The organism is Streptomyces sp. ICC1 (genome assembly GCF_003287935.1).
GTDB lineage: Bacteria > Actinomycetota > Actinomycetes > Streptomycetales > Streptomycetaceae > Streptomyces > Streptomyces tritrimontium.
Genome location: NZ_CP030287.1, coordinates 5,153,861 through 5,179,223, shown reverse-complemented (window position 1 = coordinate 5,179,223; position 25,363 = coordinate 5,153,861). Strand labels below are relative to the sequence as shown.

28 protein-coding genes are annotated in these 25,363 nt (G+C 71.4%); 10 read left to right on the top strand and 18 right to left on the bottom strand.

Annotated elements, in window-relative coordinates:
* Positions 1-284 precede the first annotated feature (284 nt).
* Positions 285-1,484: a phosphoserine phosphatase SerB gene (gene serB, locus DRB96_RS24505; RefSeq protein WP_112450401.1), complete on the top strand. Its 1,200-nt coding sequence runs from the start codon at positions 285-287 to the stop codon at positions 1,482-1,484.
* A gap of 87 nt (positions 1,485-1,571) precedes the next feature.
* On the opposite strand, the gene DRB96_RS24500 is transcribed toward serB, so the two are convergent.
* The 4 genes from DRB96_RS24500 to DRB96_RS24490 all read right to left on the bottom strand — a co-directional run bounded on the left by DRB96_RS24500 (position 1,572) and on the right by DRB96_RS24490 (position 3,999).
* Complete coding sequence (locus tag DRB96_RS24500; protein WP_112450400.1) at positions 1,572-2,090, bottom strand: histidine phosphatase family protein; 519 nt, start codon at positions 2,088-2,090, stop codon at positions 1,572-1,574.
* Positions 2,091-2,211: 121 nt separating this feature from the next.
* Positions 2,212-2,412 (bottom strand): hypothetical protein, encoded by a 201-nt coding sequence (locus DRB96_RS24495; RefSeq protein WP_112450399.1) that lies wholly within the window; start codon positions 2,410-2,412, stop codon positions 2,212-2,214.
* Positions 2,413-2,572: 160 nt separating this feature from the next.
* Positions 2,573-2,692: an SGM_5486 family transporter-associated protein gene (locus tag DRB96_RS46000; protein WP_251072844.1), complete on the bottom strand. Its 120-nt coding sequence runs from the start codon at positions 2,690-2,692 to the stop codon at positions 2,573-2,575.
* 5 nt (positions 2,693-2,697) lie between these two features.
* Positions 2,698-3,999: an MFS transporter gene (locus DRB96_RS24490; protein ID WP_112450398.1), complete on the bottom strand. Its 1,302-nt coding sequence runs from the start codon at positions 3,997-3,999 to the stop codon at positions 2,698-2,700.
* Positions 4,000-4,080: 81 nt separating this feature from the next.
* Between DRB96_RS24490 and DRB96_RS24485 the strand changes: the two genes are divergently transcribed.
* A complete protein-coding gene (locus tag DRB96_RS24485) occupies positions 4,081-4,878 on the top strand; it encodes a FadR/GntR family transcriptional regulator (protein WP_239516250.1) in 798 nt (265 codons plus the stop codon).
* On the opposite strand, the gene DRB96_RS24480 is transcribed toward DRB96_RS24485, so the two are convergent.
* From DRB96_RS24480 to fabG, 3 genes are all read right to left on the bottom strand, one after another.
* A complete protein-coding gene (locus DRB96_RS24480; protein WP_239517756.1) occupies positions 4,859-5,245 on the bottom strand; it encodes a hypothetical protein in 387 nt (128 codons plus the stop codon). The genes DRB96_RS24485 and DRB96_RS24480 overlap by 20 nt on opposite strands.
* 267 nt (positions 5,246-5,512) lie before the next feature.
* Entirely contained in the window at positions 5,513-6,286 is a 774-nt protein-coding gene (gene fabI / locus DRB96_RS24475) for an enoyl-ACP reductase FabI (RefSeq protein ID WP_112450396.1), read from the bottom strand.
* A 5-nt stretch (positions 6,287-6,291) separates the two neighbouring features.
* On the bottom strand, positions 6,292-7,011 hold the full coding sequence (gene fabG / locus DRB96_RS24470; protein ID WP_112450395.1) for a 3-oxoacyl-[acyl-carrier-protein] reductase: 720 nt from the start codon (positions 7,009-7,011) through the stop codon (positions 6,292-6,294).
* 184 nt (positions 7,012-7,195) lie between these two features.
* On the opposite strand from fabG, the gene DRB96_RS24465 reads away from it, so the two are divergent.
* The 3 genes from DRB96_RS24465 (at position 7,196) to tyrS (ending at position 11,475) form a co-directional block, all read left to right on the top strand.
* The gene (locus DRB96_RS24465) at positions 7,196-8,719 is read left to right on the top strand and encodes a TldD/PmbA family protein (protein ID WP_112450394.1); all 1,524 of its coding nucleotides are present in this window, start codon (positions 7,196-7,198) and stop codon (positions 8,717-8,719) included.
* Positions 8,716-10,116, top strand: coding sequence for a metallopeptidase TldD-related protein (locus DRB96_RS24460; protein ID WP_204357809.1), 1,401 nt, complete (start codon positions 8,716-8,718; stop codon positions 10,114-10,116). The genes DRB96_RS24465 and DRB96_RS24460 overlap by 4 nt, the downstream gene beginning before the upstream one ends.
* A gap of 93 nt (positions 10,117-10,209) precedes the next feature.
* Positions 10,210-11,475 carry a tyrosine--tRNA ligase gene (gene tyrS / locus DRB96_RS24455; RefSeq protein ID WP_112450393.1) on the top strand — a complete coding sequence of 422 codons (1,266 nt, stop codon included), beginning with the start codon at positions 10,210-10,212 and terminating at the stop codon, positions 11,473-11,475.
* A gap of 118 nt (positions 11,476-11,593) precedes the next feature.
* Here tyrS and DRB96_RS24450 read toward each other — a convergent pair whose 3' ends face one another.
* Complete coding sequence (locus DRB96_RS24450) at positions 11,594-11,872, bottom strand: GlsB/YeaQ/YmgE family stress response membrane protein (RefSeq protein ID WP_112450392.1); 279 nt, start codon at positions 11,870-11,872, stop codon at positions 11,594-11,596.
* Positions 11,873-12,049: 177 nt separating this feature from the next.
* On the opposite strand from DRB96_RS24450, the gene DRB96_RS24445 reads away from it, so the two are divergent.
* Both DRB96_RS24445 and DRB96_RS24440 read left to right on the top strand, forming a co-directional pair.
* Positions 12,050-12,382, top strand: a complete 333-nt coding sequence (locus tag DRB96_RS24445) for a DUF3099 domain-containing protein (protein ID WP_112450391.1) — start codon at positions 12,050-12,052, stop codon at positions 12,380-12,382.
* A 136-nt stretch (positions 12,383-12,518) separates the two neighbouring features.
* Positions 12,519-12,791, top strand: coding sequence for a hypothetical protein (locus DRB96_RS24440; RefSeq protein ID WP_112450390.1), 273 nt, complete (start codon positions 12,519-12,521; stop codon positions 12,789-12,791).
* Between the two features lie 42 nt (positions 12,792-12,833).
* Here the strand turns inward: DRB96_RS24440 and moaA are convergent, their stop codons facing one another.
* The 3 genes from moaA to DRB96_RS24425 all read right to left on the bottom strand — a co-directional run bounded on the left by moaA (position 12,834) and on the right by DRB96_RS24425 (position 16,036).
* Entirely contained in the window at positions 12,834-13,823 is a 990-nt protein-coding gene (gene moaA, locus DRB96_RS24435) for a GTP 3',8-cyclase MoaA (RefSeq protein WP_112450389.1), read from the bottom strand.
* A 195-nt stretch (positions 13,824-14,018) separates the two neighbouring features.
* Positions 14,019-15,674: a cation acetate symporter gene (locus DRB96_RS24430; RefSeq protein WP_239516251.1), complete on the bottom strand. Its 1,656-nt coding sequence runs from the start codon at positions 15,672-15,674 to the stop codon at positions 14,019-14,021.
* Positions 15,671-16,036 carry a DUF485 domain-containing protein gene (locus tag DRB96_RS24425; RefSeq protein WP_112450388.1) on the bottom strand — a complete coding sequence of 122 codons (366 nt, stop codon included), beginning with the start codon at positions 16,034-16,036 and terminating at the stop codon, positions 15,671-15,673. The genes DRB96_RS24430 and DRB96_RS24425 overlap by 4 nt, the downstream gene beginning before the upstream one ends.
* Before the next feature lie 256 nt (positions 16,037-16,292).
* Between DRB96_RS24425 and DRB96_RS24420 the strand changes: the two genes are divergently transcribed.
* A complete protein-coding gene (locus tag DRB96_RS24420; RefSeq protein ID WP_112450387.1) occupies positions 16,293-17,840 on the top strand; it encodes a S8 family serine peptidase in 1,548 nt (515 codons plus the stop codon).
* A 137-nt stretch (positions 17,841-17,977) separates the two neighbouring features.
* Here the strand turns inward: DRB96_RS24420 and DRB96_RS24415 are convergent, their stop codons facing one another.
* Entirely contained in the window at positions 17,978-19,021 is a 1,044-nt protein-coding gene (locus tag DRB96_RS24415; RefSeq protein WP_112450386.1) for a zinc-dependent alcohol dehydrogenase family protein, read from the bottom strand.
* Between the two features lie 18 nt (positions 19,022-19,039).
* Complete coding sequence (locus DRB96_RS24410) at positions 19,040-19,672, bottom strand: lysoplasmalogenase (protein WP_239516821.1); 633 nt, start codon at positions 19,670-19,672, stop codon at positions 19,040-19,042.
* A gap of 205 nt (positions 19,673-19,877) precedes the next feature.
* Here DRB96_RS24410 and DRB96_RS43175 point away from each other — a divergent pair, with 205 nt between their 5' ends.
* A complete protein-coding gene (locus DRB96_RS43175) occupies positions 19,878-20,045 on the top strand; it encodes a hypothetical protein (protein WP_162689089.1) in 168 nt (55 codons plus the stop codon).
* On the opposite strand, the gene DRB96_RS24405 is transcribed toward DRB96_RS43175, so the two are convergent.
* The gene (locus DRB96_RS24405) at positions 20,019-21,635 is read right to left on the bottom strand and encodes an SWIM zinc finger family protein (protein ID WP_239517755.1); all 1,617 of its coding nucleotides are present in this window, start codon (positions 21,633-21,635) and stop codon (positions 20,019-20,021) included. The two genes, DRB96_RS43175 and DRB96_RS24405, sit on opposite strands and share 27 nt — an antisense overlap.
* 282 nt (positions 21,636-21,917) lie before the next feature.
* Here DRB96_RS24405 and DRB96_RS24400 point away from each other — a divergent pair, with 282 nt between their 5' ends.
* A complete protein-coding gene (locus DRB96_RS24400; protein ID WP_112450384.1) occupies positions 21,918-22,589 on the top strand; it encodes a hypothetical protein in 672 nt (223 codons plus the stop codon).
* Positions 22,590-22,944: 355 nt separating this feature from the next.
* Here DRB96_RS24400 and DRB96_RS46340 read toward each other — a convergent pair whose 3' ends face one another.
* The 4 genes from DRB96_RS46340 to DRB96_RS24385 all read right to left on the bottom strand — a co-directional run bounded on the left by DRB96_RS46340 (position 22,945) and on the right by DRB96_RS24385 (position 25,354).
* The gene (locus DRB96_RS46340; protein ID WP_343234576.1) at positions 22,945-23,208 is read right to left on the bottom strand and encodes a protein kinase; all 264 of its coding nucleotides are present in this window, start codon (positions 23,206-23,208) and stop codon (positions 22,945-22,947) included.
* On the bottom strand, positions 23,175-23,456 hold the full coding sequence (locus DRB96_RS46335; protein ID WP_343234575.1) for a hypothetical protein: 282 nt from the start codon (positions 23,454-23,456) through the stop codon (positions 23,175-23,177). Before DRB96_RS46335 ends, DRB96_RS46340 begins: the two co-directional genes overlap by 34 nt.
* Positions 23,457-23,641: 185 nt before the next feature.
* Positions 23,642-24,097, bottom strand: a complete 456-nt coding sequence (locus DRB96_RS24390; protein WP_112450383.1) for a hypothetical protein — start codon at positions 24,095-24,097, stop codon at positions 23,642-23,644.
* A 93-nt stretch (positions 24,098-24,190) separates the two neighbouring features.
* Positions 24,191-25,354, bottom strand: coding sequence for a hypothetical protein (locus tag DRB96_RS24385; RefSeq protein WP_162688697.1), 1,164 nt, complete (start codon positions 25,352-25,354; stop codon positions 24,191-24,193).
* Positions 25,355-25,363: the final 9 nt, after the last annotated feature.

Below are 25,363 nucleotides of genomic sequence, written 5' to 3'. Positions count from 1 at the left end.
TTCCCCGCCCCGGGCCCCGCCCGGACACCCCCCCCGCCGCCCGTCCCCCTGCGCGCTTTTCCCCGTCGCTGCGATACCCCCGGCCCGGCATACGCACTCATGCCTAGTCTCGTGGGCTCGGAGATGTGTATAAGAGCCGGGTGCCTTCACCGTATCCCCCCGGCCGCCGCGCACGGACCCCCGCACCGGGACGGGCCGCCCCGGCGCCCGTCCGGAGCGAAACGGTTCCGGCAGGTGGGACGGGGGTCCGTGCGCGGAGGCCGGGGGGATACGGTGAAGGCACCATGAGCGCTTCGCAGACCTCCGACGTCCCCACCCTCCTCGTCAAGATCTTCGGCAAGGACCGTCCCGGGATCACCGCCGGGCTGTTCGACACCCTCGCGGCCTACTCCGTCGACGTCGTCGACATCGAGCAGGTCGTCACGCGGGGCCGCATCGTCCTGTGCGCCCTCGTCACCCACCCTTCCGGCAGCACCGAGGGCGAGCTGCGGGCCACCGTCCACAGCTGGGCCGACTCGCTCAAGCTGCAGGCGGAGATCCTCTCCGGTACCGGTGACAACCGGCCGCGCGGCAGTGGCCGTTCGCACGTCACCGTGCTGGGGCACCCGCTCACCGCCGAGTCCACGGCCGCCATCGCCGCGCGGATCACCGGGACCGGCGGCAACATCGACCGCATCTTCCGGCTCGCGAAGTATCCGGTGACGGCCGTCGAGTTCGCCGTCTCCGGCGCCGAGACCGAGGCGCTGCGCACGGTCCTGGCCACCGCCGCCGCGCAGATCGGCGTCGACGTGGCCGTGGTCTCGGCCGGGCTGCACCGGCGCGCCCAGCGCCTGGTCGTCATGGACGTGGACTCGACCCTGATCCAGGACGAGGTCATCGAGCTCTTCGCCGCGCACGCGGGCTGCGAGGCCGAGGTCGCCGAGGTGACCGAACGGGCCATGCGCGGTGAGCTGGACTTCGAGCAGTCGCTGCACGCCCGGGTCGCGCTGCTGGCCGGTCTGGACGCCTCCGTCGTGGACAAGGTCCGCTCCGAGGTGCGCCTCACCCCCGGTGCCCGGACCCTGATCCGCACCCTCAAGCGCCTCGGCTACCAGGTGGGCGTGGTCTCCGGCGGGTTCACCCAGGTGACGGACGATCTCCGGGAGCGGCTGGGGCTGGACTTCGCCTCCGCCAACACCCTGGAGATCGTGGACGGCAAGCTGACCGGCCGGGTCACCGGCGAGATCGTGGACCGGGCGGGCAAGGCCCGGCTGCTGCGCCGCTTCGCCGCGGAGGCCGGCGTACCGCTGGCGCAGACGGTGGCCATCGGCGACGGCGCCAATGACCTGGACATGCTGAACGCGGCCGGGCTGGGCGTGGCCTTCTGCGCCAAGCCGGTGGTCCGCCAGGCCGCGGACACCGCCGTGAGCGTGCCGTTCCTGGACGCCGTGCTGTACCTGCTGGGGATCACCCGGGAAGAGGTCGAGGCCGCCGACCTGGCGTAGGCCGTCCCCGCGATCCCTTTCGCGAACGGAGCGGGCCCCGGCACTGTGCAGGTGCCGGGGCCCGCTCCGTTCGCCGTGGGCGTGCCGTCAGGCGCGCGGGGTCCAGTAGTCCAGCAGGGTGCCGACGCCGTGCTCCACGGACTTCCACGAGCCGGTGAAGGAGACGACGGCCAGGGCGGAGGTGGGGAAGCCGCTGCGGTTCATCCGGGGCAGCGCATCGCCCTCCGCGCTGCCGGCGAGGGCGTCGGCGAGGGCGTGCACACCGGGGTTGTGGCCGATGACCAGCAGGTTCCTGACCTCGTCGGGGGTTTCGTTGACCAGGGCGATGAGCTCGCCCAGCGAAGCCTCGTAGAGCCGTTCCTCGTAGGAGGTCTTCGGCCGGTGCGGCAGCTCCTGGACGACGAGCTTCCAGGTCTCGCGGGTACGGGCCGCGCTGGAGCAGAGGGCCAGGTCGAAGGTGATGCCCGTCTGGGCCAGCTTCTGGCCGGCGGCGGGGGCGTCGTGCCGGCCGCGCTCGGCCAGGGGGCGGTCGTGGTCCGTGCCGTCCGACCATTCGGCCTTGGCGTGCCGGAGGAGGACGATCCTGCGGGGTGTGTCGGCGCTCATGGCTCCCAGCTTCGCACGGATCGAGCCACGGGGCGCAGGGTGTTGAGGGGGCTCGGTGGCTGCTGCGGGGCGCGCCCCGGCGTGCGGTGGCGTGCGCGCGCTCCCCGCCGCCGGCGTGGTGTCAGCCGACGGTGCGCAGCAGTTGCTCGGTGACCTGGAGGAGCGCGGAGCCCTCACCGGAGGCGGCGTGGGCCTCGCCGGATCCGGCAAGGAGGAACAGCATGAGGCCGAAGCCGAGGGCGGGCAGGGCGAGCGCCCACCAGTGCAGGCGGGCATCGGCTCCGACGGTCCGGGGAGCTGAGAGGTGCGTGGGGGCCGACATGGCCGCCTCCGTGGGGTGCGCGTGGGACGGGCTCGCTCTTGCTCTTCGAATCTAAGGATTCGAGCCCGCGGTTCCCATCGGGGACGCACCCCACTTGTCCCTGAGCCTGGCCCCCTAGGGGATGGGGGGATAACCCCACCCCGGAGGCGCGCGCCCGCCGCTACGGGGAGGCGATGGTCGCGATCACGGAGATGACGACGGTCACGAGGAGCATCGCGCCCAGCACGATGCCCAGCTTCTTGTGGCCGTTCTGGGGGTTCGGTTCGAGTACGGGCGACATGCCGTTCAGTCTCGCATGCCGCATTCGTCCTCGATCGTGCGGTCCCGGCCCGCGAGCAGTCCGAGCGCGATCTGCGGGACGAGGAGTCCGGCCATGAGGGCGAGCGGCAGGTCCCAGCCGCCGCTGTGCTGGTAGAGGGCCCCGATGAGGAGCGGTCCGGGGATGGAGATGAGGTAGCCGGTGCTCTGGGCGAAGGCGGAGAGCTTGACGACTCCGGCCGGGGTCTTGGCGCGCAGTCCGATCATCGTGATGACGAGGGGGAAGGCGCAGTTGGAGACGCCGAGCAGCAGCACCCAGGCCCAGGCCCCGGCGGCGGGGGCGAAGTAGAGGCCGAGGTAGCCGGCGAGGCCGAAGAGGCCGAGGACGACGGCGATGGGGCCCTGGTTCCTCATCCGGCCGGCGAGGCCGGGGATGACGAAGGCGAGCGGGACGCCCATGACCATGGTGACGGCGAGCAGGATGCCCGCGGTGCCGGCGGAGACTCCGGCGTCGCGGAAGATCTGCGGGAGCCAGCCCATGGTGATGTAGGCGCCGGTGGCCTGGAGGCCGAAGTAGCAGGCCAGGGCCCAGGCCGTGCGGCTGCGGACGACGCGCGGGCCGGTGTCGGCGCGGACGGCCGGGCCCTTCGACCCGGCGGCCGCGGCCGCCTTCTCCTTGCGGGCGGCGGCGGCGATCGCCAGCCAGGGCAGTACGGCGGCCACGGCGAGGAAGGCCCACATCAGCAGGCCGGTGCGCCAGCTGCCGCCGAGGGCCTGGGTCATCGGGACGGTCGCGGCGGCGGCGAGCGAGGTGCCGGCGGCCAGGGCCATGGAGTAGAGGCCGGTCATGGTGCCGACCCGGTCGGGGAACCATCGCTTGACGATGACGGGGAGGAGCACGTTGGTCAGGGCTATGCCGGCCAGGGTCAGGGCGCTGGCGGCGAGGAACCCGGCGGCGTTGTGTGCGAAGGGCCGGATCAGCAGGCCCGCGGTGACGGCGGCCATGCCGGCGCAGACGACGGCGGCGGGCCCGAAGCGGCGGGAGAGCCGGGGCGCGGTGACGCCGAAGACGGCGAAGCAGAGGGCGGGTACGGAGGTGATGAGCCCGGCCACGGTGCCGCTCATGCCGAGGCCCGTGCGGGTCTCCTCGAAGAGGGCGCCGAGGCTGGTGATGGCGGGCCGCAGGTTGAGGGCGGCCAGCACGATGCCGACGAGGAGCACGGGTCCGAGCCACGCCGGCTGCGGGGTGGCGGTGGCGGGAAGGGGCTGCGGGAGTGCCGTGCGCACGGCCTGGGGCCGGTTCAGGGTCTGGATTTCTTCGTCGGACATTCAACCATCATAGAATCATGGGATGATTGGTTGTCCACCCCGCAGCAGTTTCGTGCCCGTCCCGAGAGGAACCCCGACCGCATGCCGCTGACCTCGCCCCGGCGATCCGCGCTCGTCGACCAGGTGATCGCCCAGCTCAGGAACCAGATCACCACCGGTGAATGGTCCGTCGGGTCCCGCATCCCCACCGAGCCCGAGCTCGTGGAGCTGCTGGGGGTCGCCCGCAACACCGTGCGGGAGGCGGTCCGGGCCCTCGCGCACAACGGGCTGCTGAACATCCGCCAGGGCTCGGGGACGTACGTCATCGCCACCAGCGAGCTGGCCGGCGTGATGCACCGCCGCTTCGCCGGCGCCGACCCCCGACACATCGCGGAGCTGCGCTCGACGCTGGAGTCCTCGGCGGCCCGCCTCGCGGCGGAGCGCCGGACCGCGCGGGACCTCGTACAGCTGGACGCGCTGCTGGCGCGGCGCGAGGAGGCCTGGTCGGGCGGGGAGGCGGAGGTGTTCATCGCGGCGGACGTGGCCCTGCACATGGCGGTGGTGGCGGCCTCGCACAACGACGTCCTGATCGAGCTGTACGCGGACCTCGGCGATCTGGTGGCCGACTGGCTGCGCACCGACGTGGGCTCCGAGCTCGATCCCGCCTCGCACCTGGACCACGCCCGGCTGATCGAGGCGATCCGGCGCGGCGACGGGGTCGCGGCGGCCTCGGAGGCGGCCGGCTATCCGTTCGTCTGCCTCGGCAGGGACCGGAAGCCCGGCAATGACCTGGAGGCCGGCAAGGATCTGACGGACGGCGAGGACCCGGAGGCCGGCAGCGACCTGGAGTCCGGCGAGGCCGCCGGGGAGCCGCGGGGCGTCACTGCCGCTGGTGGCTGACCCAGGCCGAGCGGACTTCCTTCCAGCAGCGGCTGGTGAGCTCCACCCGGCCGGCCGGGCCGAGGGCCACGGCGGCCCCGTCCCCGTCCACGTCCCACCACCGGTCGCACTCCACGTGCAGGCGGACCAGATCGGTCTGCGGATACCTGTTGTGGCAGTACGCGACCACCTGCGAGCCCTCGATCTCGGTGTCGCAGTCGGCGCCGAAGAGCTCCCGGGCGGCGGGCGGTGCGGGCTGTACGGGCGGTTCGGCGGGGATCCGGTCCAGGTCGACGGCGGCCGGGGCCGTGGCCTCCGCGCCGGACGCCGGATCGGCGCCCTCGCCCCGCGCGACGGCTCCCGGGACCAGGAATCCGGTCAGAACCACCGAGGTGACCAGCAGCGCTACCGCTCGGCTCCGCCTCGCTCGCACTCCCGTACCCCCTCCCGCAGGAACCGGGAAGATCCCGACGAGGTCAGTTTGCAGGGAAATGTCCTGATTTTCGACTCGGGAAGATCCGGCGGGACGGCGAAAATCTGATCGAGTCGCCCCGCACGGCGCACGCCCGCGCACGCGAAACGGCGGCGGCCGCGCCTCCCGGGAGGGAGACGCGGCCGCCGCCGTACGAAGGGAACGGGAGCTCGACCGGGCAGGTCAGGCACCCATCGCGTGCAGGCCGCCGTCCACGTGGACGATCTCGCCGGTGGTCTTCGGGAACCAGTCCGACAGCAGGGCGACGACGCCGCGGCCCGCCGGCTCCGGGTCGGCCATGTTCCACTCCATCGGGGAGCGCTGGTTCCAGATGTCCGCCAGGTCCGAGAAGCCCGGGATGGACTTCGCGGCCATCGAGCCGATCGGGCCCGCCGAGATCAGGTTGCAGCGGATCTTCTCCTTGCCCAGGTCGCGGGCGAGGTAGCGGCTGGTCGCCTCGAGCGCGGCCTTGGCCGGGCCCATCCAGTCGTACTGCGGCCACGCGTACTGCGCGTCGAAGGTGAGGCCGACGACCGCGCCGCCCTCGTTCTCCGGGAACAGCGGCTTGCACGCCATGGTCAGCGACTTCAGCGAGAACGCCGAGACGTGCATGGCGGTGGCCACCGACTCGAACGGGGTGTTCAGGAAGTTGCCGCCGAGCGCGTCCTGCGGCGCGAAGCCGATGGAGTGGACGACGCCGTCGAGGCCGCCGAGCTCCGCGCGGACGAGCTCCTCCACGCGGGCCAGGTGCTCGTCATTGGTGACGTCGAGCTCGATCACCTTGGTGGGCTTGGGCAGCTTGCGGGCGATGCGCTCGGTCAGCGTCGGCCGCGGGAACGCGGTGAGGATGACCTCGGCGCCCTGCTCCTGGGCCAGCCGGGCGGTGTGGAAGGCGATGGACGACTCCATCAGCACCCCGGTGATGAGGATGCGCTTGCCGTCGAGAATTCCGCTCATGGTGATCAGTGACCCATGCCCAATCCGCCGTCAACGGGAATGACGGCTCCTGTGATGTACGCGGCGTTGTCGGACGCCAGGAAGCTGACGGCGGCCGCGATCTCCTCGGGCTGCGCGTAGCGGCCCAAGGGCACCTGGCCGACGATGCCCGCACGCTGCTCGTCGGTGAGCACCTTCGTCATGTCGGTGTCCACGAAGCCCGGGGCGACGACGTTGAAGGTGATGTTGCGGGAGCCCAGCTCACGGGCGAGGGAGCGGGCGAAGCCGACCAGCGCGGCCTTGGAGGCCGCGTAGTTGGCCTGGCCGGCCGAGCCGAGCAGTCCGACGACCGAGGAGATCAGGACGACGCGGCCCTTCTTGGCGCGGAGCATGCCGCGGTTCGCGCGCTTGACCACGCGGAAGGTGCCGGTGAGGTTGGTGTCGACGACCGACGAGAAGTCCTCCTCGGACATGCGCATCAGCAGCGTGTCCTTGGTGATGCCCGCGTTGGCGACCAGGACCTCGACCGCGCCGTGCGCGTCCTCGACCTGCTTGTACGCCTGGTCCACCTGGTCGGAGTCGGTGATGTCGCAACGAACCGCCAGCACGCCCAGGGCCGTGAGCTCCGCCGGGGGCTCACCCGACCGGTACGTGATCGCGACCTTGTCGCCGGCCTCCGCGAAGGCTCGGGCGATGGCGAGGCCGATGCCCCGGTTACCTCCGGTGACAAGAACCGAGCGGCTCAACGGATCACCCTTTCGACTAGCGGTCTGAATACCAAAAACCTATAGGTCATGCACCCCATACGGAGAATCGGGCTCCGACAGCGCCTCGGTACGGGCTCTGTCGAGTCCCTACAGAAAGATGTAGGCACGGCAACCCGCGAAGCGACATGATCGTGCCATCTGCCCCGACCCCGGGAGGACCCCCGTGCCCCATTCCATCGACGCGGCCTTCACCGCGCTGCCCTTGCGGGCGCTCGCCGACGCGGCGCTCGCCCGGGCCCGCGCGCTGGGCGCCGACCATGCCGACTTCCGTCTGGAGCGGATCCGCAGCGCCTCCTGGCGGCTGCGGGACGCCAAGCCCTCCGGCGGGTCCGACACCACCGACCTCGGGTACGCGGTCCGCGTGGTGCACGGGGGCAGCTGGGGGTTCGCCTCCGGAGTGGACCTGACCATGGACGGGGCCGCCAAGGTGGCCTCGCAGGCCGTGGCCATGGCCCAGCTCTCCGCCAAGGTGATCAAGGCCGCCGGCTCCGACGAGCGGGTCGAGCTCGCCGACGAGCCGGTGCACGCGGACAAGACCTGGGTCTCCGCCTACGACGTGAACCCCTTCGACGTGCCCGACACGGAGAAGGCGGCGCTGCTCGCCGACTTCAGCGCGCGGCTGCTCGCGGCCGACGGGGTGGCCCACGTGGACGCCTCGCTGCTGGCCGTCCACGAGAACAAGTTCTACGCCGACACCGCGGGCACCTCCACCACCCAGCAGCGGGTGCGCGTCCACCCGCAGCTCACCGCCGTCGCCGTGAACGCCACCACCGGCGAGTTCGACTCCATGCGCACCATCGCCCCGCCGGCCGGGCGCGGCTGGGAGTACCTGACCGGCACCGGCTGGGACTGGAACTCCGAGCTGGAGCGGATCCCCGGGCTGCTCGCCGAGAAGATGCGGGCGCCGAGCGTCGAGGCCGGGCGCTACGACCTGGTCGTGGACCCGTCCAACCTGTGGCTCACCATCCACGAGTCCATCGGCCACGCCACCGAGCTGGACCGGGCGCTGGGCTACGAGGCGGCGTACGCGGGGACCTCCTTCGCCACCTTCGACCAGCTGGGCAAGCTCGCCTACGGCTCCACGATCATGAACGTGACGGGCGACCGGACGGCCGAGCACGGGCTGGCCACCATCGGCTACGACGACGAGGGCGTCGAGGCGCAGAGCTGGGACCTGGTCAAGGACGGCACCCTGGCCGGCTACCAGACGGACCGGCGGATCGCGAAGCTGACCGGCCTCGGCCGCTCCAACGGCTGCGCCTACGCCGACTCCCCCGGGCACGTGCCCGTCCAGCGCATGGCGAACGTCTCGCTGCAGCCGGATCCGGGCGGGCTCTCGACCGAGGACCTGATCGGCGGGGTGGAGCGCGGGATCTACGTGGTCGGCGACCGCTCCTGGTCGATCGACATGCAGCGCTACAACTTCCAGTTCACCGGGCAGCGCTTCTTCCGCATCGAGAACGGCGAGCTGACCGGGCAGCTGCGCGACGTGGCCTACCAGGCCACGACCACCGAGTTCTGGGGCTCGATGGAGAAGGTCGGCGGTCCGCAGACCTACGTCCTGGGCGGCGCCTTCAACTGCGGGAAGGCCCAGCCGGGCCAGGTCGCGGCCGTCTCGCACGGCTGCCCCTCCGCTCTGTTCCGCGACGTGAACATCCTGAACACCACGCAGGAGGCCGGGCGATGAGCTCGTCGATGCGCACCACCAAGCCCCACGAGATCGTCGAGCGGGCCCTCGAACTGTCCACCGCCGACGGCTGCGTCGTCATCGCCGACGAGCAGTCGACGGCGAACCTGCGCTGGGCGGGCAACGCCCTGACCACGAACGGGGTCACGCGCGGCCGGACCCTCACGGTCATCGCCACCGTCGACGGCAAGGAGGGCACGGCCTCGGGGGTCGTCTCGCGCTCCGCCGTCACGGCCGCCGACCTGGAGCCGCTGGTCCGGGCCGCCGAGGCGGCCGCCCGCGGCGCCGGCCCGGCGGAGGACGCGCAGCCGCTGGTCACCGGCACCCCGTCGTCCCCGGACTTCACGGACGCGCCGGGCGAGACCTCCTCGGCGGTCTTCGCCGACTTCGCCCCGGCCCTCGGCGAGGCCTTCGCCCGGGCCCGCGCGGGCGGCCGCGAGCTCTACGGCTTCGCCAACCACGAGCTGGTGTCCACGTACGTCGGCACCTCCACGGGGCTGCGCCTGCGCCACGACCAGCCCAACGGCACCCTGGAGCTCAACGCCAAGTCCCCGGACCGGCTGCGCTCCGCGTGGGCGGGGCGCGCGACGCGGGACTTCAAGGACGTGGACCCGACCGTGCTGGACGCGGAGCTGGCCGTGCGGCTCGGCTGGGCGGAGCGGAAGATCGACCTGCCCGCCGGGCGGTACGAGACGCTGCTGCCGCCCACGGCCGTGGCCGACCTGCTGATCTACCAGATGTGGTCGGCGGCGGCCCGGGACGCGGTGGAGGGCCGGACGGTCTTCTCCAAGCCCGGCGGCGGAACCCGGCTCGGCGAGCGGCTCTCCGCGCTGCCGCTGACGCTGCGCAGCGACCCGAACGCGCCGGGCCTGGAGTCCGCGCCGTTCGTGATCGCGCACAGCTCCGGCGACGACGCGTCCGTCTTCGACAACGGCCTGCCGGTCCCGGCGACCGAGTGGATCAAGGACGGTGAGCTGGCCCGGCTGACCACGACCCGGCACAGCGCGGAGCTGACGGGGCTGCCGGTGTCCCCGTCGTTCGGGAACCTGATCCTGGACGGGGGCGGCGAGAAGTCCCTGGAGGAGATGGTGGCCGCGACCGGGCGGGGGCTGCTGCTGACCTGCCTGTGGTACATCCGCGAGGTGGACCCGGCCACGCTGCTGCTCACGGGTCTGACCCGGGACGGCGTCTATCTGGTGGAGGACGGGCAAGTCGTCGGAGAGGTCAACAACTTCCGGTTCAACGAGTCCCCCGTGGACCTGTTGTCGCGGGCCTCGGAGGCCGGCCGGACCGAGAAGACCCTGCCGCGCGAGTGGAACGACTGGTTCACCCGGGCCGCGATGCCGGCCCTGCGGATCCCGGACTTCAACATGAGTTCGGTCAGCAAGGGAGTTTGATCAACAAAACGTCAGAGGTCCGGGGGTTCCCCGCCTAGACTGGCGGGGAACCCCTCAGCTCTCTGTTCCACCTCTTCAAGGAGACCCAGAACCGTGACGGACATCGTCGACGAACTGAAGTGGCGCGGGCTCTTCGCCCAGTCCACCGATGAAGAAGCGCTGCGCAAGGCCTTCGCGGACGGTCCCGTCACGTTCTATTGCGGCTTCGACCCGACGGCCGCCTCGCTGCACGTGGGGCACCTGGTGCAGGTGCTGACCGTGCGGCGGCTCCAGCAGGCGGGCCACCGCCCGCTGGCGCTGGTCGGCGGGGCCACCGGGCAGATCGGTGACCCGCGGCCGACCGCCGAGCGCACCTTGAACGACCCGGAGACCGTCGCGAACTGGGTGACGCGCCTGCGCACGCAGATCGAGCCGTTCCTGTCCTTCGAGGGCGAGAACGCGGCGCTCATGGTGAACAACCTGGACTGGACGGCGGGCATGTCCGCCATCGAGTTCCTCCGGGACATCGGCAAGCACTTCCGTGTCAACAAGATGCTGACGAAGGACTCGGTCGCCAAGCGGCTGGAGTCCGACCAGGGCATCAGCTACACGGAGTTCAGCTACCAGTTGCTCCAGGGCATGGACTTCCTGGAGCTGTACCGGCGCCACGGCTGCGTGCTGCAGCAGGGCGGGTCCGACCAGTGGGGCAACCTGACGGCCGGTCTCGACCTGATCCACCGCGTGGAGCCGGACGCACACGTCCACGCCATCGCGACCCCGCTCATGGTCAAGGCGGACGGCACCAAGTTCGGCAAGTCCGAGAGCGGCGCCGTCTGGCTGGACCCGGAGATGACCACCCCGTACGCCTTCTACCAGTTCTGGCTGAACGTGGACGACCGGGACGTCTCCACCTACATGCGCATCCTGTCCTTCCAGTCCCGTGAGGAGCTGGAAGCGCTGGAGGCGCAGACCGCCGAGCGGCCTCAGGCGCGTGCCGCGCAGCGGGCGCTCGCGGAGGAGCTGACCACGCTGGTGCACGGCGCGGACCAGTGCGCGGCCGTCATCGCGGCGTCCAAGGCGCTGTTCGGCCAGGGCGATCTGGCGGAGCTGGACGAGGCCACGCTGGCCGCGGCCCTGTCCGAGCTGCCGCACGCGCAGGTCTCCGAGCCGGGCCTGGTCGTGGACCTCCTCGTGGAGACCGGCCTGGTCGCCAGCAAGTCGGCGGGCCGCCGGACCGTGAAGGAGGGCGGTGCCTACGTGAACAACGCGAAGGTCACCGCCGAGGACGCGGTCCCCGCCAAGGAGGACCTGCTGCACGGGCGCTGGCTGGTGCTGCGCCGCGGCAAGAAGAACCTGGCCGCGGTCGAGGTCACCGGCTAGCCGGGACCGCACGCGCATGACGGAGGGGCCGGTTCGGACAGTGCGTCCGGGCCGGCCCCTCCGTCATGGTCCGTTCCGTCGAGGTCCGGCTGGTGCTGTGGCCGGAAAGGTCACAGCACTAGGTCATCTGCCGCTTGTTGCCGCGGAGCGAGCTGTACACCAGGTCGCCGAGGCCGACGATCACGACGGCTCCGGCAAGCTGCAGCAAGTGCCGGATCCAGTCGATGCCCCTGGTCTCGTTGACGCCGATCCACGTGGCCACCGCGTTGCCGAGCACGGCGCCGATGATGCCGAAGACGGTGGTCAGCCACAGGGGCTGGTGCTGCTTGCCCGGCAGGATCGCCCGGGCTATCAGGCCCAGCACAAAACCGACGATGATCGCCCACAACCAACCCATGTCGAGCCTCCTCCTGGCGCGTTGTGCGCATGTGGGCCCAGTCTCGACCCGTACGGCCCAGCCCGCATTTCGGACAGCTCCATTCGGGGGACACCCCCTCTGCCCGGTCGCGGGCGGGCGGCGTACGGTGGAAGCGTCCGGGCCGGGGAGTGTCCGGGGGCGATCGGGTGGTGGGTTGTGGTGCGGACGAAGCGCAACGGTTCCGAGGTCTTCCGGATCACGGGGGCGCGCATGGGCCTCGACGAGGACGTACGGGGGCGCCAGCGCCGGTACGTGATCTCGATGGTGATCAGGACCCTGTCGGTCATCGCCACGGTCGTCCTGTGGAACGTGTCGCGGCCCGTGGCCGTCGTGACGCTCGTCGCGGGCGCCCTCCTGCCGTACGTGGCGGTGGTCATCGCCAACGCCGGGCGCGAGTCGACGCCCTCGCTGCCGTCGCACTTCATCCCGGCTCCGGTGCACCCCGCGCTGGGTGAGGGAAACCTCAAGAAAAGCTCAGATCAATCATGAAGTTCCAGTGCACCGCACCGGGTCCTGCGTGACATACTGCCTACGCGCTCCGCATCCCCCGTCGGAGCGACGGACCGACGCCGGGCAGCTCCCCCCGTGGCTGCTCGGCGTCGCCTTTCCGTCTTAGGGTTGAGCCGTGACTCCCCTTGACGACGCATTCGACACCGCCGGCACGCCTTCCGCCGGGAACGACGCACCCACCTGTTCCGCCAAGGGCTGCCGCGACGCGGCCGCCTGGGTCCTGGCGTGGAACAACCCCAAGCTGCACACCCCCGAGCGCCGCAAGACCTGGCTGGCGTGTGCGGAGCACCGCGAGAGCCTGTCCCAGTTCCTGAGCGTGCGCGGCTTCCTCAAGGACGTCGTGAAGCTCGACGAGTGGGTACAGCCCGAGGGCTCGCAGCGCCAGTAGCGGCTGCGAGCCCTCGGGACCGTCGTTCGTGAGCGGGGGCGGTCAGCCGCCGATCGCCGACATCGGGCGGTCGGGCTGCAGGAAGGTCGGGTCGTCGAGGCCGGACCCGGCCTTCTTGCCCCACATCGCCACCTTCCACAGGCGGGCGATCTCCTCGTCGGGGGCGTCCGAGCGCAGGGCCGCGCGCAGGTCCGACTCCTCGGTGGCGAACAGGCACGTGCGGATCTGGCCGTCGGCCGTCAGGCGCGTACGGTCGCAGGCGCCGCAGAACGGGCGGGTGACGGACGCGATGACCCCGACGGTGGCGGGGCCGCCGTCCACGACCCAGCGCTCGGCCGGGGCGGAGCCGCGCTCCTCGGACCCTTCCTCGGTGAGCGTGAAACGGGTGCGCAGGGATTCCAGGATGTCCCCGGCGGTGATCATGCCGTCGCGCTTCCAGCCGTGCTGGGCGTCGAGCGGCATCTGCTCGATGAAGCGGAGCTCGTACTCGTTCTCCACGGCCCAGGCGAGCAGGTCGGGGGCCTCGTCGTCGTTGAGTCCGGGCATGAGGACGGCGTTGACCTTGACGGGGGTGAGGCCGGCCTCGCGGGCGGCGGCCATGCCCTCGATGACGTCCTTGTGGCGGTCGCGGCGGGTGAGGGTCTTGAAGACCTCGGGCCGCAGGGTGTCCAGGGAAACGTTCACCCGGTCCAGGCCGGCGGCCTTGAGGGCCTGCGCGGTGCGCTTGAGGCCGATGCCGTTGGTGGTCAGCGACATCTTGGGGCGGGGCTCCAGGGCCGCGCAGCGCTCCACGATCCCGACGATGCCGGGGCGCAGGAGGGGCTCGCCGCCGGTGAAGCGGACCTCTTCGATGCCGAGCCGCGTGACGGCGATGGTGATCAGCCGGACGATCTCGTCGTCGGTGAGCAGGTCGGACTTGCCGAGCCACTGCAGGCCCTCTTCGGGCATGCAGTAGGTGCAGCGCAGATTGCACCGGTCGGTGAGCGAGACGCGCAGGTCCGTGGCCACGCGGCCGTAGGTGTCGAGAAGCACTGTGGGCCCCCTCCCCTGTCCGGTTTGTAGAGGTTCGCGATGCTTCGGGTAGAGCACTCGCGCTATATCCGAGCCTACGCGACGGCCCTGGCGCGTAGGGGTGCCCGAAAGAACGAGACGGAGCGTGGCCGCGTCGTAGGGATGTACGACACGGCCACGCTCGGTGTTCGGATCATTTCGCTCGGGCGCAGTATGTCAGTGGGCGCCGGTCCCGGTCAGTGACCGGACCTCGAGCTCCGCGAACTTCTGGGGGTCGGCCTTCTCCTTGGAGAGCACGGTTCCCAGCCATCCCAGCAGGAAGCCGAGCGGGATGGAGATGATGCCGGGGTTCTCCAGCGGGAACCAGTAGAAGTCGGCGCCCTTGAACATCGAGGTGGGCTTCCCGGAGACGACGGGGGAGAAGAGCACCAGGACGACCGAGGAGACCAGGCCTCCGTAGATGGACCACAGGGCCCCCTGGGTGGTGAAGCGCTTCCAGAAGAGGCTGTAGAGGATCGTCGGCAGATTGGCGGAGGCCGCCACCGCGAAGGCGAGGGCGACGAGGCCGGCGACGTTGAGGTCGCGGGCCAGGGCGCCGAGGCCGATGGCGACGGCGCCGATGACCACGGTGGACCAGCGGGCCGCCCGCACCTCCTCCTTCTCGGTCGCCTTGCCCTTGCGGATCACGTTCACGTAGATGTCGTGGGCGAAGGACGAGGAGGAGGCCAGCGTCAGGCCCGCGACGACCGCGAGGATCGTCGCGAAGGCCACCGCGGAGATCACGGCGAGCAGGATCGCGCCGCCCGTGGAGTCGGCGCCGCCGCCGATCTCCTGGGCGAGCAGCGGGGCCGCCGTGGTCCCCGCCTTGTTGGACGTGATGATCTCGGCCCGGTCGAGCAGGGCCGCGGCGCCGAAGCCGAGGACGATCGTCATCAGGTAGAAGGCGCCGATGATGCCGATGGCCCAGTTCACGGACTTGCGGGCGGCCTTGGCCGTGGGAACCGTGTAGAAGCGGATCAAGATGTGCGGCAGGCCGGCGGTGCCCAGGACCAGGGCGAGGCCGAGCGAGATGAAGTCCAGCTTCGTGATCGAGTCCTTGCCGTACTTCAGGCCCGGCTCCAGGAACTTCACGCCCTGCCCGCTGTTGTCGGCGGCCTTGCCGAGCAGGTCGGAGATGTTGAAGTTGAACTTGACCAGCACCAGGAAGGTGATCAGCAGGGTGCCCGCGATGAGCAGCACGGCCTTGATCATCTGGACCCAGGTGGTGCCCTTCATCCCGCCGATGGTCACGTAGAGGATCATCAGGACGCCGACCAGCGAGACGATCACGACCTTGCCGAGGTCGCTGGTGATGCCGAGGAGCAGCGAGACGAGCACGCCGGCGCCGGCCATCTGGGCGAGCAGGTAGAAGATCGAGACGACGATCGTGGAGGTGCCGGCCGCGGTGCGCACGGGGCGCTGGCGCATCCGGTACGCGAGCACGTCGCCCATCGTGTAGCGGCCGGAGTTGCGCAGCGGCTCGGCGACGAGGAGCAGTGCGACCAGCCAGGCGACGAGGAAGCCGATCGAGTAGAGGAAGCCGTCGTAGCCGAAGAGCGCGATGGCTCCGGCGATGCCGAGGAAGGACGCGGCGGACATGTAGTCGCCGGAGATGGCCAGCCCGTTCTGGAAACCGGTGAACTGGCGGCCGCCCGCGTAGAAGTCGGCGGCGTCCTTGGTCTGACGGCCGGCCCAGATCGTGATGGCCAGGGTGGCGACGACGAACAGGCCGAACAGGGTGATGATCAGCGGGCGGTGGTCGGAGGCGCCCGCGGCGACGGTCGTGCCCGCCGTGGCCGCCGTGCCCGCGGCCACCAGGAGCGGGGCGCTCATGCTCCGGCCTCCATCCGCGCCTTGATGGCCGAGGCCCTGGGGTCGAGCTTGGACGCGGCGTGGCGCGAGTACAGCCAGGCGATGAGGAAGGTCGTCGCGAACTGGGCGAGGCCCAGGACGAGGGCGACGTTGATGTTGCCGAAGAGCTTCGTCCCCATGAAGCCGCCCGCATAGCTGGAGAGCAGGACGTAGAGCAGGTACCAGGCGATGAACGCCACGGTGAGCGGGAAGGCGAAGGAGCGCTGGGCGCGGCGCAGTTCGGCGAACTCCGCGCTCTGCTGGACGCGTACGAACTCTTCGGCCGCGGGGGTCGCCGGCGGCGCTTCCGCGCTGCCCGGGGGCGGCGCTGTTTCGGCGGTCACGGGGGACCCTCCTTGGGACGCGGGTGCGGTGGGGACGACGGACAAAACAACCTCCGTGTGGGGGGACGGTGGCGCTGATCCCCCCTGTCAACGGCACGGCCGGCGCGTCGGGACGGTTCAACACCCGCGGTTTCTCTGGGAACTGATTTCTCGAACTGATGGCGGAAAGTCGAACGACGGCACTAGGTTCACGTGACATGAACCCGTCGGGCGCGACCGCGCCCGCGCGGCTCTTTCACGATGATGTGGAGAACCCATGGCTCATCTGGGAACCGGTCACCGGCGGCGCGCACTCGCCCTTCCGGTCGGTCTGGCACTCACCGCCTCGCTCGCCTTCCTGCCCTCGGTCGCGGCCAGTGCCGCGCCGCTCGGCACCACGGCGGACGCGGCGGCCACCGCCAAGCCCGACACCTCCGGCCCCAAGCTGTCGTACGTCGCGAACCTGAGCGCGTACGGCACGGTGAAGCAGGCGAAGAAGGCCGTCGAGCGGGCCGGCGGCACGGTGGTGATCGCGTATGAGCAGATCGGGGTGGTCGTCGCCCACTCCCAGAACCCCGAGTTCGCCAAGCAGCTGCGCGGTCAGCGCAGCCTGTTCGTATCGGTGGGCGCCACCCGTACGGCTCCCCTCTCGGTGGTGCAGACCACCGAGGAGGGCACGACGCAGCGGCTGAGCGACGCGGACGCCGCCAAGGCGGCGGCGCAGGCCGCACCGGGGCAGGAGCCCCTGGAGTCGAACCAGTGGGACCTGCGGGCGATCAAGGCCGACCAGGCTCACAAGATCAACGATGGCAGCCGGAAGGTCACGGTGGGCGTCATCGACACGGGTGTCGACGACACCCACCCGGATCTCGCCCCGAACTTCTCCAAGGGCCAGTCCGCGAACTGCGTCGGCGGCGTCGCCGACACCACCGAGGGCGCGTGGCGTCCGTACGCGGACGGCAGCGACCACGGCACCCACGTGGCGGGCACCATCGCGGCCGCGCGCAACGGCATCGGCATCAGCGGTGTGGCGCCCGGCGTCCAGGTCGCCGCGATCAAGGTGAGCGAGCCCGCGACCAGCCTCTTCTACACCGAGGCGGTCGTCTGCGGCTTCATGTTCGCCGCCGAGAAGGGGATCGAGGTGACCAACAACAGCTACTACGTCGACCCCTGGCTCTACAACTGCAAGGCGGACGACGACCAGAAGGCGCTGGTGGAGGCCCTCGGCCGGGCGACGAAGTACGCCGAGCGCAAGGGCGTGCTCAGCGTGGCCTCGGCCGGCAACTCGAACCACGACCTGGCGTCCGACGCCATCGTGGACGACACCAGCCCGAACGACACCACCCCGGTGCCCCGCACCATCGACCCGCGCGTCTGCCTGGACCTGCCCACCCAGCTCCCGGGCGTGGTCACGGTGAGCGCGACCGGCGACCAGGGCTTCAAGTCCTACTACTCCACCTACGGCCTGGGCGTCGTCGACGTGGCGGCCCCCGGCGGCGACAAGTGGCAGGTCCCCGCCACCCCGGACGCCAACGGCCGCGTGCTGTCCACCCTCCCGGGCGGCGGCTACGGCTACAAGCAGGGCACCTCGATGGCCGGCCCGCACGTCGCCGGTGTCGCGGCCCTGCTCAAGAGCAAGCACCCGTGGGCGACCCCCTCGCAGCTCCAGGCCATGCTCAAGGGCCAGGCGACGAAGACCGCCTGCCCCGAGAAGGTCTACGACGCCACGGGCGCGCTGGTCGACGCCACCACCTGCAACAGCAAGTGGGGCCAGACCGGCTACTACGGCCACGGCGTGGTCGACGCGCTGAAGGCCGTCAAGTAGTCAAAGGGCACCGCCGGTCAAAGGGCACCGCCGGTCACAGGGCACCGCCGGTCGCAGGGCAACCGGCCGGTCGCACCGGACCGAACGATGAAGGGGCCGGGCGGGGATCACCCCGCCCGGCCCTTTCGCGCCCGGGATCAGTTCTTGATCAGCACCTTGAGGGCGCTGCGGTCGTCCATCGCCCGGTAGCCGTCCGGGACCTCTTCGAGGGAGACGGCCCTGTCGAAGACGGGCGACGGGTCGATCGCCCCGCTGAGCACGTCCGCGAGCAGCTCGGGGATGTACGCGCGGACCGGCGCGACGCCGCCGCGCAGGCTGATGTTGCGGTCGAACATGACACCGAGGTCGAGGCCGGTGCCGCTGCCGTGCGGGACGCCTACGTAGCCGACGGCCCCGCCGTCGCGGGTGATGTTCACGGCGGTGCGCATGGACTGCTCCGTGCCGACCGCCTCGATGACGCAGTGGGCGCCCCGGCCGCCGGTGAGCTCGCGGACGGCCGCCTCGGCCGCCTCGCCGCGCTCGGCGACCACGTCGGTGGCGCCGAAGAGCTTCGCGATGTCCGTACGGACGGTGTGGCGGCCCAGTGCGATGATCCGCTCGGCCCCCAGGCGCTTGGCGGCGAGGACGCCGCACAGGCCGACCGCGCCGTCGCCGACGACGGCGACCGTGGCGCCCTCGCGCACGCCCGCGCCCAGGGCGGCGTGGTGGCCGGTGCCCATGACGTCGGACAGCGCGAGCAGCGCGGTCAGCAGGTGGTCGTCGGAGACGGCGTCGGCGGGCAGCTTCACCAGGGTGCCGTCGGCGTGCGGGACCCGGACGGCCTCGCCCTGGCCGCCGTCGTGGCCGACCGCGCCCCAGAAGCCGCCGTGCTCGCAGGAGGTGTACAGCCCCTCGGCGCAGTAGGCGCAGGTGCCGTCGGACCACATGAAGGGGGCGACGACGAGGTCGCCGGCGCGCAGCCCGGAGACGGCGGAGCCGGTCTCCTCGACGACGCCGAGGAACTCGTGCCCGATCCGCTGGCCCGGCCGGCGCTTGGCCTCGCCGCGATAGGCCCACAGGTCGCTGCCGCAGATGCAGGAGCGCAGGACGCGGACGACGGCGTCCTCGGGTCGCTGGATCGCAGCGTCGGGCACCTCCTCCACGCGGATGTCGTGCGGGGCGTGGATGACGGTGGCGCGCATGGTGGTGCAGCCCTCCGGCTAGGAAGCGGTTGAGCCCTGTAGGGCCTCCTCACCGTACGCCCGTCGCGGAGCGAGTGCTCCGGTGGCCAGCAGGTACTGGGCCGCCAGGTAGGTGGCCATGATCCAGAAGTCCGGGAGGGGCGGTTGCGGCCACTCCGCGACCCCGGTGGCGATGAGCGTGTCGGAGAGCAGGAACAACGCCCCGCCGAGCCCGGCCCGCCGGCCGAGGGCGCTGGAGCGGTAGGCCATGGCGGTGAGCAGCAGGCTGTACCCGGCGACCGGGATCCGCAGCTCCGCGGGCAGGTCGCTCCAGAGCAGCGTGACGGTGCCCAGCAGCGCGGCGGCGTACGCGGCCCCGAGCAGCGGACCGCTGCGGCGGCGGCCGAAGAGCACGAGGTAGCAGACGTGCCCGGCGGCGAAGGAGCCCATGCCGATCAGGAAGGCGGGATCGGCGTCGAAGAGCAGGGCCAGGTCCCCGCCCCAGCCGAACAGCAGGGCCGCCACCAGCAGCCGGGGGGCCCGGCGGGTGATCACGTACCCGACGAGCAGGGGCATGAGCAGCGGCTTGGCGAGGACGTGTCCCGGGTGCCAGCCGGCGAGCAGCGAGCCGAGGTCGAGGGCGGCGGCGACGGCGAACGCCGCGAGCAGCAGCCGACCGGCGGTCCCGGCCGCGGCGGGCGCGGCCGGGCGTGCCCAGGACGGCGCCTGCTCCGGCGCCGCGCGCCCGGTGGATCCGGCGGCGCTCACGCGGCGTGCTCCGGGGCGGGCGCGGCGGCCTCGGCCGGAGCGGCCGGGGCGGACGGGGCGGACACGGCACCGCACGGGCGGCCTCGCGCGCGGCGGCGCCGACGCGGGGATGTGCAATCACGTACTGGCGTCCCTGCCGACCGAGGCGGCGGTGCTCTCGGTGTTCCGGGAGATCCATCGGCTCCTGCGGCCCGGAGCCCCGCTCGTGCTGCTGGCCACCGAGCCCGCGTGCAGCGGCACGGAGTACGCCTCACTGCGCATCGGCGAGCCGGGCTGAGAGTACGGCCCGGGCGACGCGCTGACCGCACGGCCCCGGCGTTCGGACGGAACCTGGCAGGAGATGGCGACCCCAGCGCGGCCCGTGGACCCCTGTCCGCCGCTGATGGAGCGTGCCGGATTCCGGACCGATGCACGGCACAGGCCGACGGGGGCGGGCGAGGTCGGTGAGGGTGAGCCACTGGCCGTCGTGGGCGCCGGACGACGTGGCCGCCTGCCAGGCGGCGTCGATGTCCTTGTCGTCGAGCAGGGCGTCGACGAGGACGGGGCCGCGTTGGGCGCCCTTCCCGCCCGCGTCTACGCGCAGGAGATCGAGGGCCTGCTCCCGCTCGGGCGGCCAGCATCCGGCGGCCCTGGCCGCGGCGCGCAGCTGCTGGTAGGTGAGCAGGCTGCGGCAGGCGACGAAGTGGTCGCGGCGCAGGGTGACGGCGTCGGCAAGCCGGCTGGCCTTCGTATAGCGGTCGGCGAGGTCGTCGACGAGGGTGGTGTCGACCGTGGCGAGGTCCTCGGTGCCTCGGATCCCGCGCTCGGCCCATTCCAAGGCTTCGGCGGGACGGCCGGCGGTGTCCAGTTCGCGGGCGATGAGAAAGTGGGTGTGGCCGTTGGGCGCGAGGTCGGCGACGTACACCGCGATCACCGTGTCGACGTCCCGGCCCGACCTCGCCAGCCGTTGCATCAGATGTTTCTCGGCCCAGCCGGTGCGGTTCGCCTTCCACGCCTCGACCGCAAACTGACGCAGGGTGATCATCCCCCTCTCTCCGAGAAGGTCCTCGTAATCCAGCGGGTCGATGTCCGTCAGGTCGGCCGCATCGTCGAGTGCGTGGGTCACCAGCCAGTGCGCGAGGTCCTCCGGGTCGGGGTGCGCCGCGCGGCAGGCATCGTGGTGGGTGTCGGCGAGGCTGGTGCCGATCTGCCCGAGCCATCCGTCGGAGTCGTCGACGTTCTCGACCACCCCGGCCAGCAGACCGATCGCCTCCCGGGCCAGGGTCATCGCGTCGACGGACCGGCCCGAGGCGGTCAGCGAGCGGACTGCTGAAGCCGCCTGCCGCGCCTGGTCGGCGTAGGCGCGGGCATCGCCGTACTCGACGTAGCCGTACTGGGCGAATGGACCGATGTCCAGCAGGTCACGGACCCGTGACCGGACCCCGGCCAGGTCGCCCCGCGCGCTCGCCGCCCGCAGCTCCAGGCGGCGCCGAAGCTGTCGGTCCTCGGCGATCTCCTCCCCTACGACGCTGAGCAGTTCGTCCCGCGACAGGCCGGACAGCCAGGTATCGAGGCTCCGCGACCGGGCGCGGGCCGACTCCCGCAGACGCGGGAGGTCCGCGTTCTGGGCGATCACGGTCAGTCCGAGGGCGACCAAGTGTTTGCAGAAGTTGCCTTCCTGGCCGTAGGGGCAGTCACACGTGCCCGTCGGTCTTCTGCGCCCACCCAGCGCGAGCTCCACCTCGTAACGCTGCGTACCCCGGACCGACGCCCTGATCCAGCCGTCACCGAACTCGATCCCGGACACCTCGTCGACGTAACCAAGTCCACGCTCGAACGAGCGCTCCCCGGCCAGCTCCCTCAACTTCGCTTCCGTAAGACCGCCCACGACTCTCCGCGCTCCGATCCGGCTCGGACTCCCCTCAATGGCCCTCACACTAAAGGCTGCCAGGTCGAACAACCCCGGGGACCGGCACGGTGCCACCTCCACGAGTCATTGGTGTCCTCAACACCTCAAGTGCCCTGCGAGTCCCGCCGCCTCCATCCCTTCCCAACGGTCGTACGCGGGTGGCAGAGGACCAAACGACCGATTCCATGCGGCGCCTCACCCCCCGCCTGTAAGGTCGTCGACCACCCCCCGCTCCCCCGGACCTTCCCCGAAAGGTGCCGCATGACCAAGCCCGCCACCGTGAACCTGACGAAGGCCGCGCCCACGGTCTCCTTGAGCAAGCACGGCGTGACGTCGGGGCTGATCAGAGTCAACCTCAACTGGACCTCACCGCAGGCCGCCGCGCAGCGGGAGGCCGGCGAGGCCCGCGGTCTGTTCAGCCGGATCCGGGCGTCGCTGCGGTCGGCCGCGGCCAAGACGGTGGATCTCGACCTCGGCTGCATGATCTGCTGCACCGACGGCTCCAAGACCGTGGTGCAGGCGTTGGGCAACGCGTTCGGCGCGGCGGACTGCTTCCCTTACGTCGCCCTTGACACGGACGACAGGACCGGCGCCCTGGAGGGGGGAGAGAACCTCGTCATCAACCTGGACCACCAGGACGAGTTCCAGAAGCTCCTGCTCTTCGTCTACATCCACGAAGGGGCCGGCGACTTCCGCGGCCTCGACGCGGTGGTGACCCTGACCTCCGACCGCGGCGACCGCTTCCGGGTGGTTCTGGACGAGTGCCCGCCACAGGCGCACGCCTGCGCCATCGCCCTCATCAAGCGGCAGAAGGGCGAACTCGTCATCGGACGCGAGGTGCGCTGGTTCACCCCGCAGGACGGCCCCGGCGTCCAGGACGTGATCTCCCGCGCGTACCGGCTTGGCATGAAGTGGACCCCCGGCCGAAAGTAACACCACGCGGCCATGGCACACCCTCGGACGCATTCGGCGCTCGACCGGCGTACGGTCCGACGGCCGGCCGGGGGCTGCCGTGTTCCCGGCGTTCGGACACACCCGGTTACCCCTACACATCCGATCCCACAGATCGCCTTGTGTGTGGGACATGCTGGCCAGCTGGCTCGGCGATCTCAAAGGCTGTGCGTCAGCCGACAAGATCGGCGAGCTGCTGGCGAGAAGGGGTACCCGGAGGAAGCCGTCGGTACGATCGACAACTGGAAGCGCCAGTTGTGGCGATTCATCACGATGGACATCGGCGACTACGTCGTCATGCCGCGAAAGCAATTGCCGGTCGTGGCCATTGGCAGCGTCACCGGGCCGTACGAGTATGCGCCCGAGTGAGCAGGACGGCACCGAGCGCATAGACGTCCGCAGCCCGGTCGAGCTGGTGTTCCCCACGCGCCTGCTCCGGCGGCATGCAGAGGATGGACCCCACCACATAGCCGGTCGCGGTCAGGAACGAGCGCCGCTCGGCAAGTACGGCCAGGCCGAAGTCGATGACCTTGGGACCGTAGGAAGCGAGCAGGATGTTCTGCGGCTTCAGGTCGCGGTGCAGCGGGCCCGCCTCGTGCACGTGGCCAGTCCTTCGGCGAGCAAAGCTCCGAGGCTGGCGGTCTCGGCCGCGGGTAGCGGGCCGTGCTCGGTGACGAAGGACCGCAGATCGGGCCCGGGTACGTACTCGACGGCGAGCCAGGGCGCATCGGCGTGTGCGTCCGCTGCCACGAAGGCGGCAACGAACGGCCCGTACACCGTCTTGAGGCTGTCCACTTCGAGGAGCAACCGGGTACGGGTGTCCTCGTCGAGGACCGAAGGCTTGATCACTTTCACTGCGATCTACTGCCCGGCCGCCGACTCTCCGAGGAACACCTGGCCCATGCCACCCGAACCGATCCTGCATACCAGGGTGTAACCGCCGAAGTATGCCGATGGCGCCACTGAGTCCGAAGAGAATCGGGGAAACGAACTCACCGGGTGCACCGGCCCAGGTGAACAGGCCGCGAGCACGATCAGACGGCCGCCGCCGCCTGCCAGACGGTCTGGCGCCGCGTCGCGCGGCTCGGCACGGTTCGCCGGTCCTCGGGCAGGTCTTCCCAGGCCAGCTCCGGAACGATCAACCGGTCGTGGCACACATCCGCCAGCACACCGGAGACCAGGGACAGCACCCGGCTGCGAGCCTCACGCGCCGCGGCACTCCCGTCGGCTCCGCGGTCCGGTGCGCCGGCTGAGGGATCGGCCGCGGCGGCGTGCGCCACCACCGCCAGCCGGTAATGCTCAAGGGACTCCAGCACATGCGCCGTGTACACGCGGACCTGGGCCTGCGGACTGATGAGCGCGACCGGGGTCTCGTCGGGGTCCGGCCAGTGGCTGAGTACTGCGGGGACCACGGCCCAGGCGGCCAGGAGCGACAGCAGTTTGCCCGCGGGCGGAGCGGCGGCCCAGGCGTCGTAGCGGTCGCTCGGCAACAGCCGGGCGGAGGGCTTGGGGGGCCTTGAGGTTCCGGCGGCCGCGGGAAGCGGGGGCCGGTTCGTCGTCCCGGGGCGCGGCCAGTCCGGCGGTCACCGCGAGGTCCAGCCACAGCCGGGTGCCTGCCTCATCGGCCCCGGCCGCCTTGGCCAGCCGCCGGGTGTCCCGTACGGCGATCCCGCCCGCCTTGCGGATCGCGACCGGCTGGCGGCCAGCGCCCGCAGTACCAGTTCGGCCCGCCAGGCGGCCGCCGCGGCGGCCGTGCCACCCTCGCCCTCCCAGCCGGACGGCAGCGGCGCGGTGGCGGTGAACGGCTCCGGTTCCAGCCGGGGGCTGGGCGCCGCGCCCTCATCGCGGAGCGCACGGGCGACCTCGTACGGAAGTTCCACCAGGTCGAGGCCGGAGGGGATCAGCAGTCCGCGCCCGGCCAGCCAGTCGGTGCCCTGGTCTCCGCTGCCGCCCTCCCGGAAGACGTACTTGGCGTCCGGGCTCGCGTACTGTGCCCCATACCGGCCGACGAAGCAGTGGGTTCGCAGCAGCGGCGGGCCGGGTACCAGGTGGTCCAGCAGCTCCAGCGCCCGGACCGGAGCGCCCGCCACCAGTGCCCGCACCCGGGCGGGATCGGCGAGCAGAGCGGTGATCAGCTCCTGGGCCTGGTCGCGGGTACGGGCCGCCCCCTCGCCGAAGAGGTTTGCGGCGATCCGCTTGACCTCGGGGGCGTTGTAGGCGTAGGTCAGCAGCCGGTTGGCGGTGCGCCCGTAACCGTCGAACCCAGTGGCCCGGACATGCAACAGCGGCGGCAGCGCCAGTTTCCCCTTGGGCGCGGGGAGCAACAGCGCGCGCTCCCGCAGTCGGGCGAGCGTGTGCTCCGCCCGCCGCCGCTTCTCCCCCGGCTCGAACCAGGCCAGTACGTCCCGCTCGGGCACCAGTCGGTCCGCGGGCTCCACCGCGGCAACGGGCTTCCGCTGTTGCCAGGGATACCGGGGCCCGTCCTCGGCCTCGCCACCGGCTACGGGGCCGTGCCGCTCCAGGGCGAGGGCGGCGATGGAAGCGAGCAATTCCAGTTCTCCGGCGGTGCCCGCCATCAGGCCCTGGCCCACCGACTCGTCGGTGAGCAGGTGTTCGGCGAGCTCGCGCAGGGTGGTGATCCGTCGGTACTCGGCGGCGAGCGGCAGATCCCGCTCCTCCAGCAACGCGGTCAGCCGCTGAGGAGCCAGGGTTCCCAGCCATTTCACAAGGGCGGTACGCGCATTCACCCGGCCAGG

Coding starts and splice junctions, on each gene's coding strand:
- serB (WP_112450401.1), top strand. CDS start 285: ATGAGCGCTTCGCAGACCTCCGACGTCCCCACCCTCCTCGTCAAGATC.
- DRB96_RS24500 (WP_112450400.1), bottom strand. CDS start 2,090: ATGAGCGCCGACACACCCCGCAGGATCGTCCTCCTCCGGCACGCCAAG.
- DRB96_RS24495 (WP_112450399.1), bottom strand. CDS start 2,412: ATGTCGGCCCCCACGCACCTCTCAGCTCCCCGGACCGTCGGAGCCGAT.
- DRB96_RS46000 (WP_251072844.1), bottom strand. CDS start 2,692: ATGTCGCCCGTACTCGAACCGAACCCCCAGAACGGCCACAAGAAGCTG.
- DRB96_RS24490 (WP_112450398.1), bottom strand. CDS start 3,999: ATGTCCGACGAAGAAATCCAGACCCTGAACCGGCCCCAGGCCGTGCGC.
- DRB96_RS24485 (WP_239516250.1), top strand. CDS start 4,081: ATGCCGCTGACCTCGCCCCGGCGATCCGCGCTCGTCGACCAGGTGATC.
- fabI (WP_112450396.1), bottom strand. CDS start 6,286: ATGAGCGGAATTCTCGACGGCAAGCGCATCCTCATCACCGGGGTGCTG.
- DRB96_RS24460 (WP_204357809.1), top strand. CDS start 8,716: ATGAGCTCGTCGATGCGCACCACCAAGCCCCACGAGATCGTCGAGCGG.
- DRB96_RS24450 (WP_112450392.1), bottom strand. CDS start 11,872: ATGGGTTGGTTGTGGGCGATCATCGTCGGTTTTGTGCTGGGCCTGATA.
- DRB96_RS24430 (WP_239516251.1), bottom strand. CDS start 15,674: ATGAGCGCCCCGCTCCTGGTGGCCGCGGGCACGGCGGCCACGGCGGGC.
- DRB96_RS24420 (WP_112450387.1), top strand. CDS start 16,293: ATGGCTCATCTGGGAACCGGTCACCGGCGGCGCGCACTCGCCCTTCCG.
- DRB96_RS24415 (WP_112450386.1), bottom strand. CDS start 19,021: ATGCGCGCCACCGTCATCCACGCCCCGCACGACATCCGCGTGGAGGAG.
- DRB96_RS43175 (WP_162689089.1), top strand. CDS start 19,878: ATGTGCAATCACGTACTGGCGTCCCTGCCGACCGAGGCGGCGGTGCTC.
- DRB96_RS24400 (WP_112450384.1), top strand. CDS start 21,918: ATGACCAAGCCCGCCACCGTGAACCTGACGAAGGCCGCGCCCACGGTC.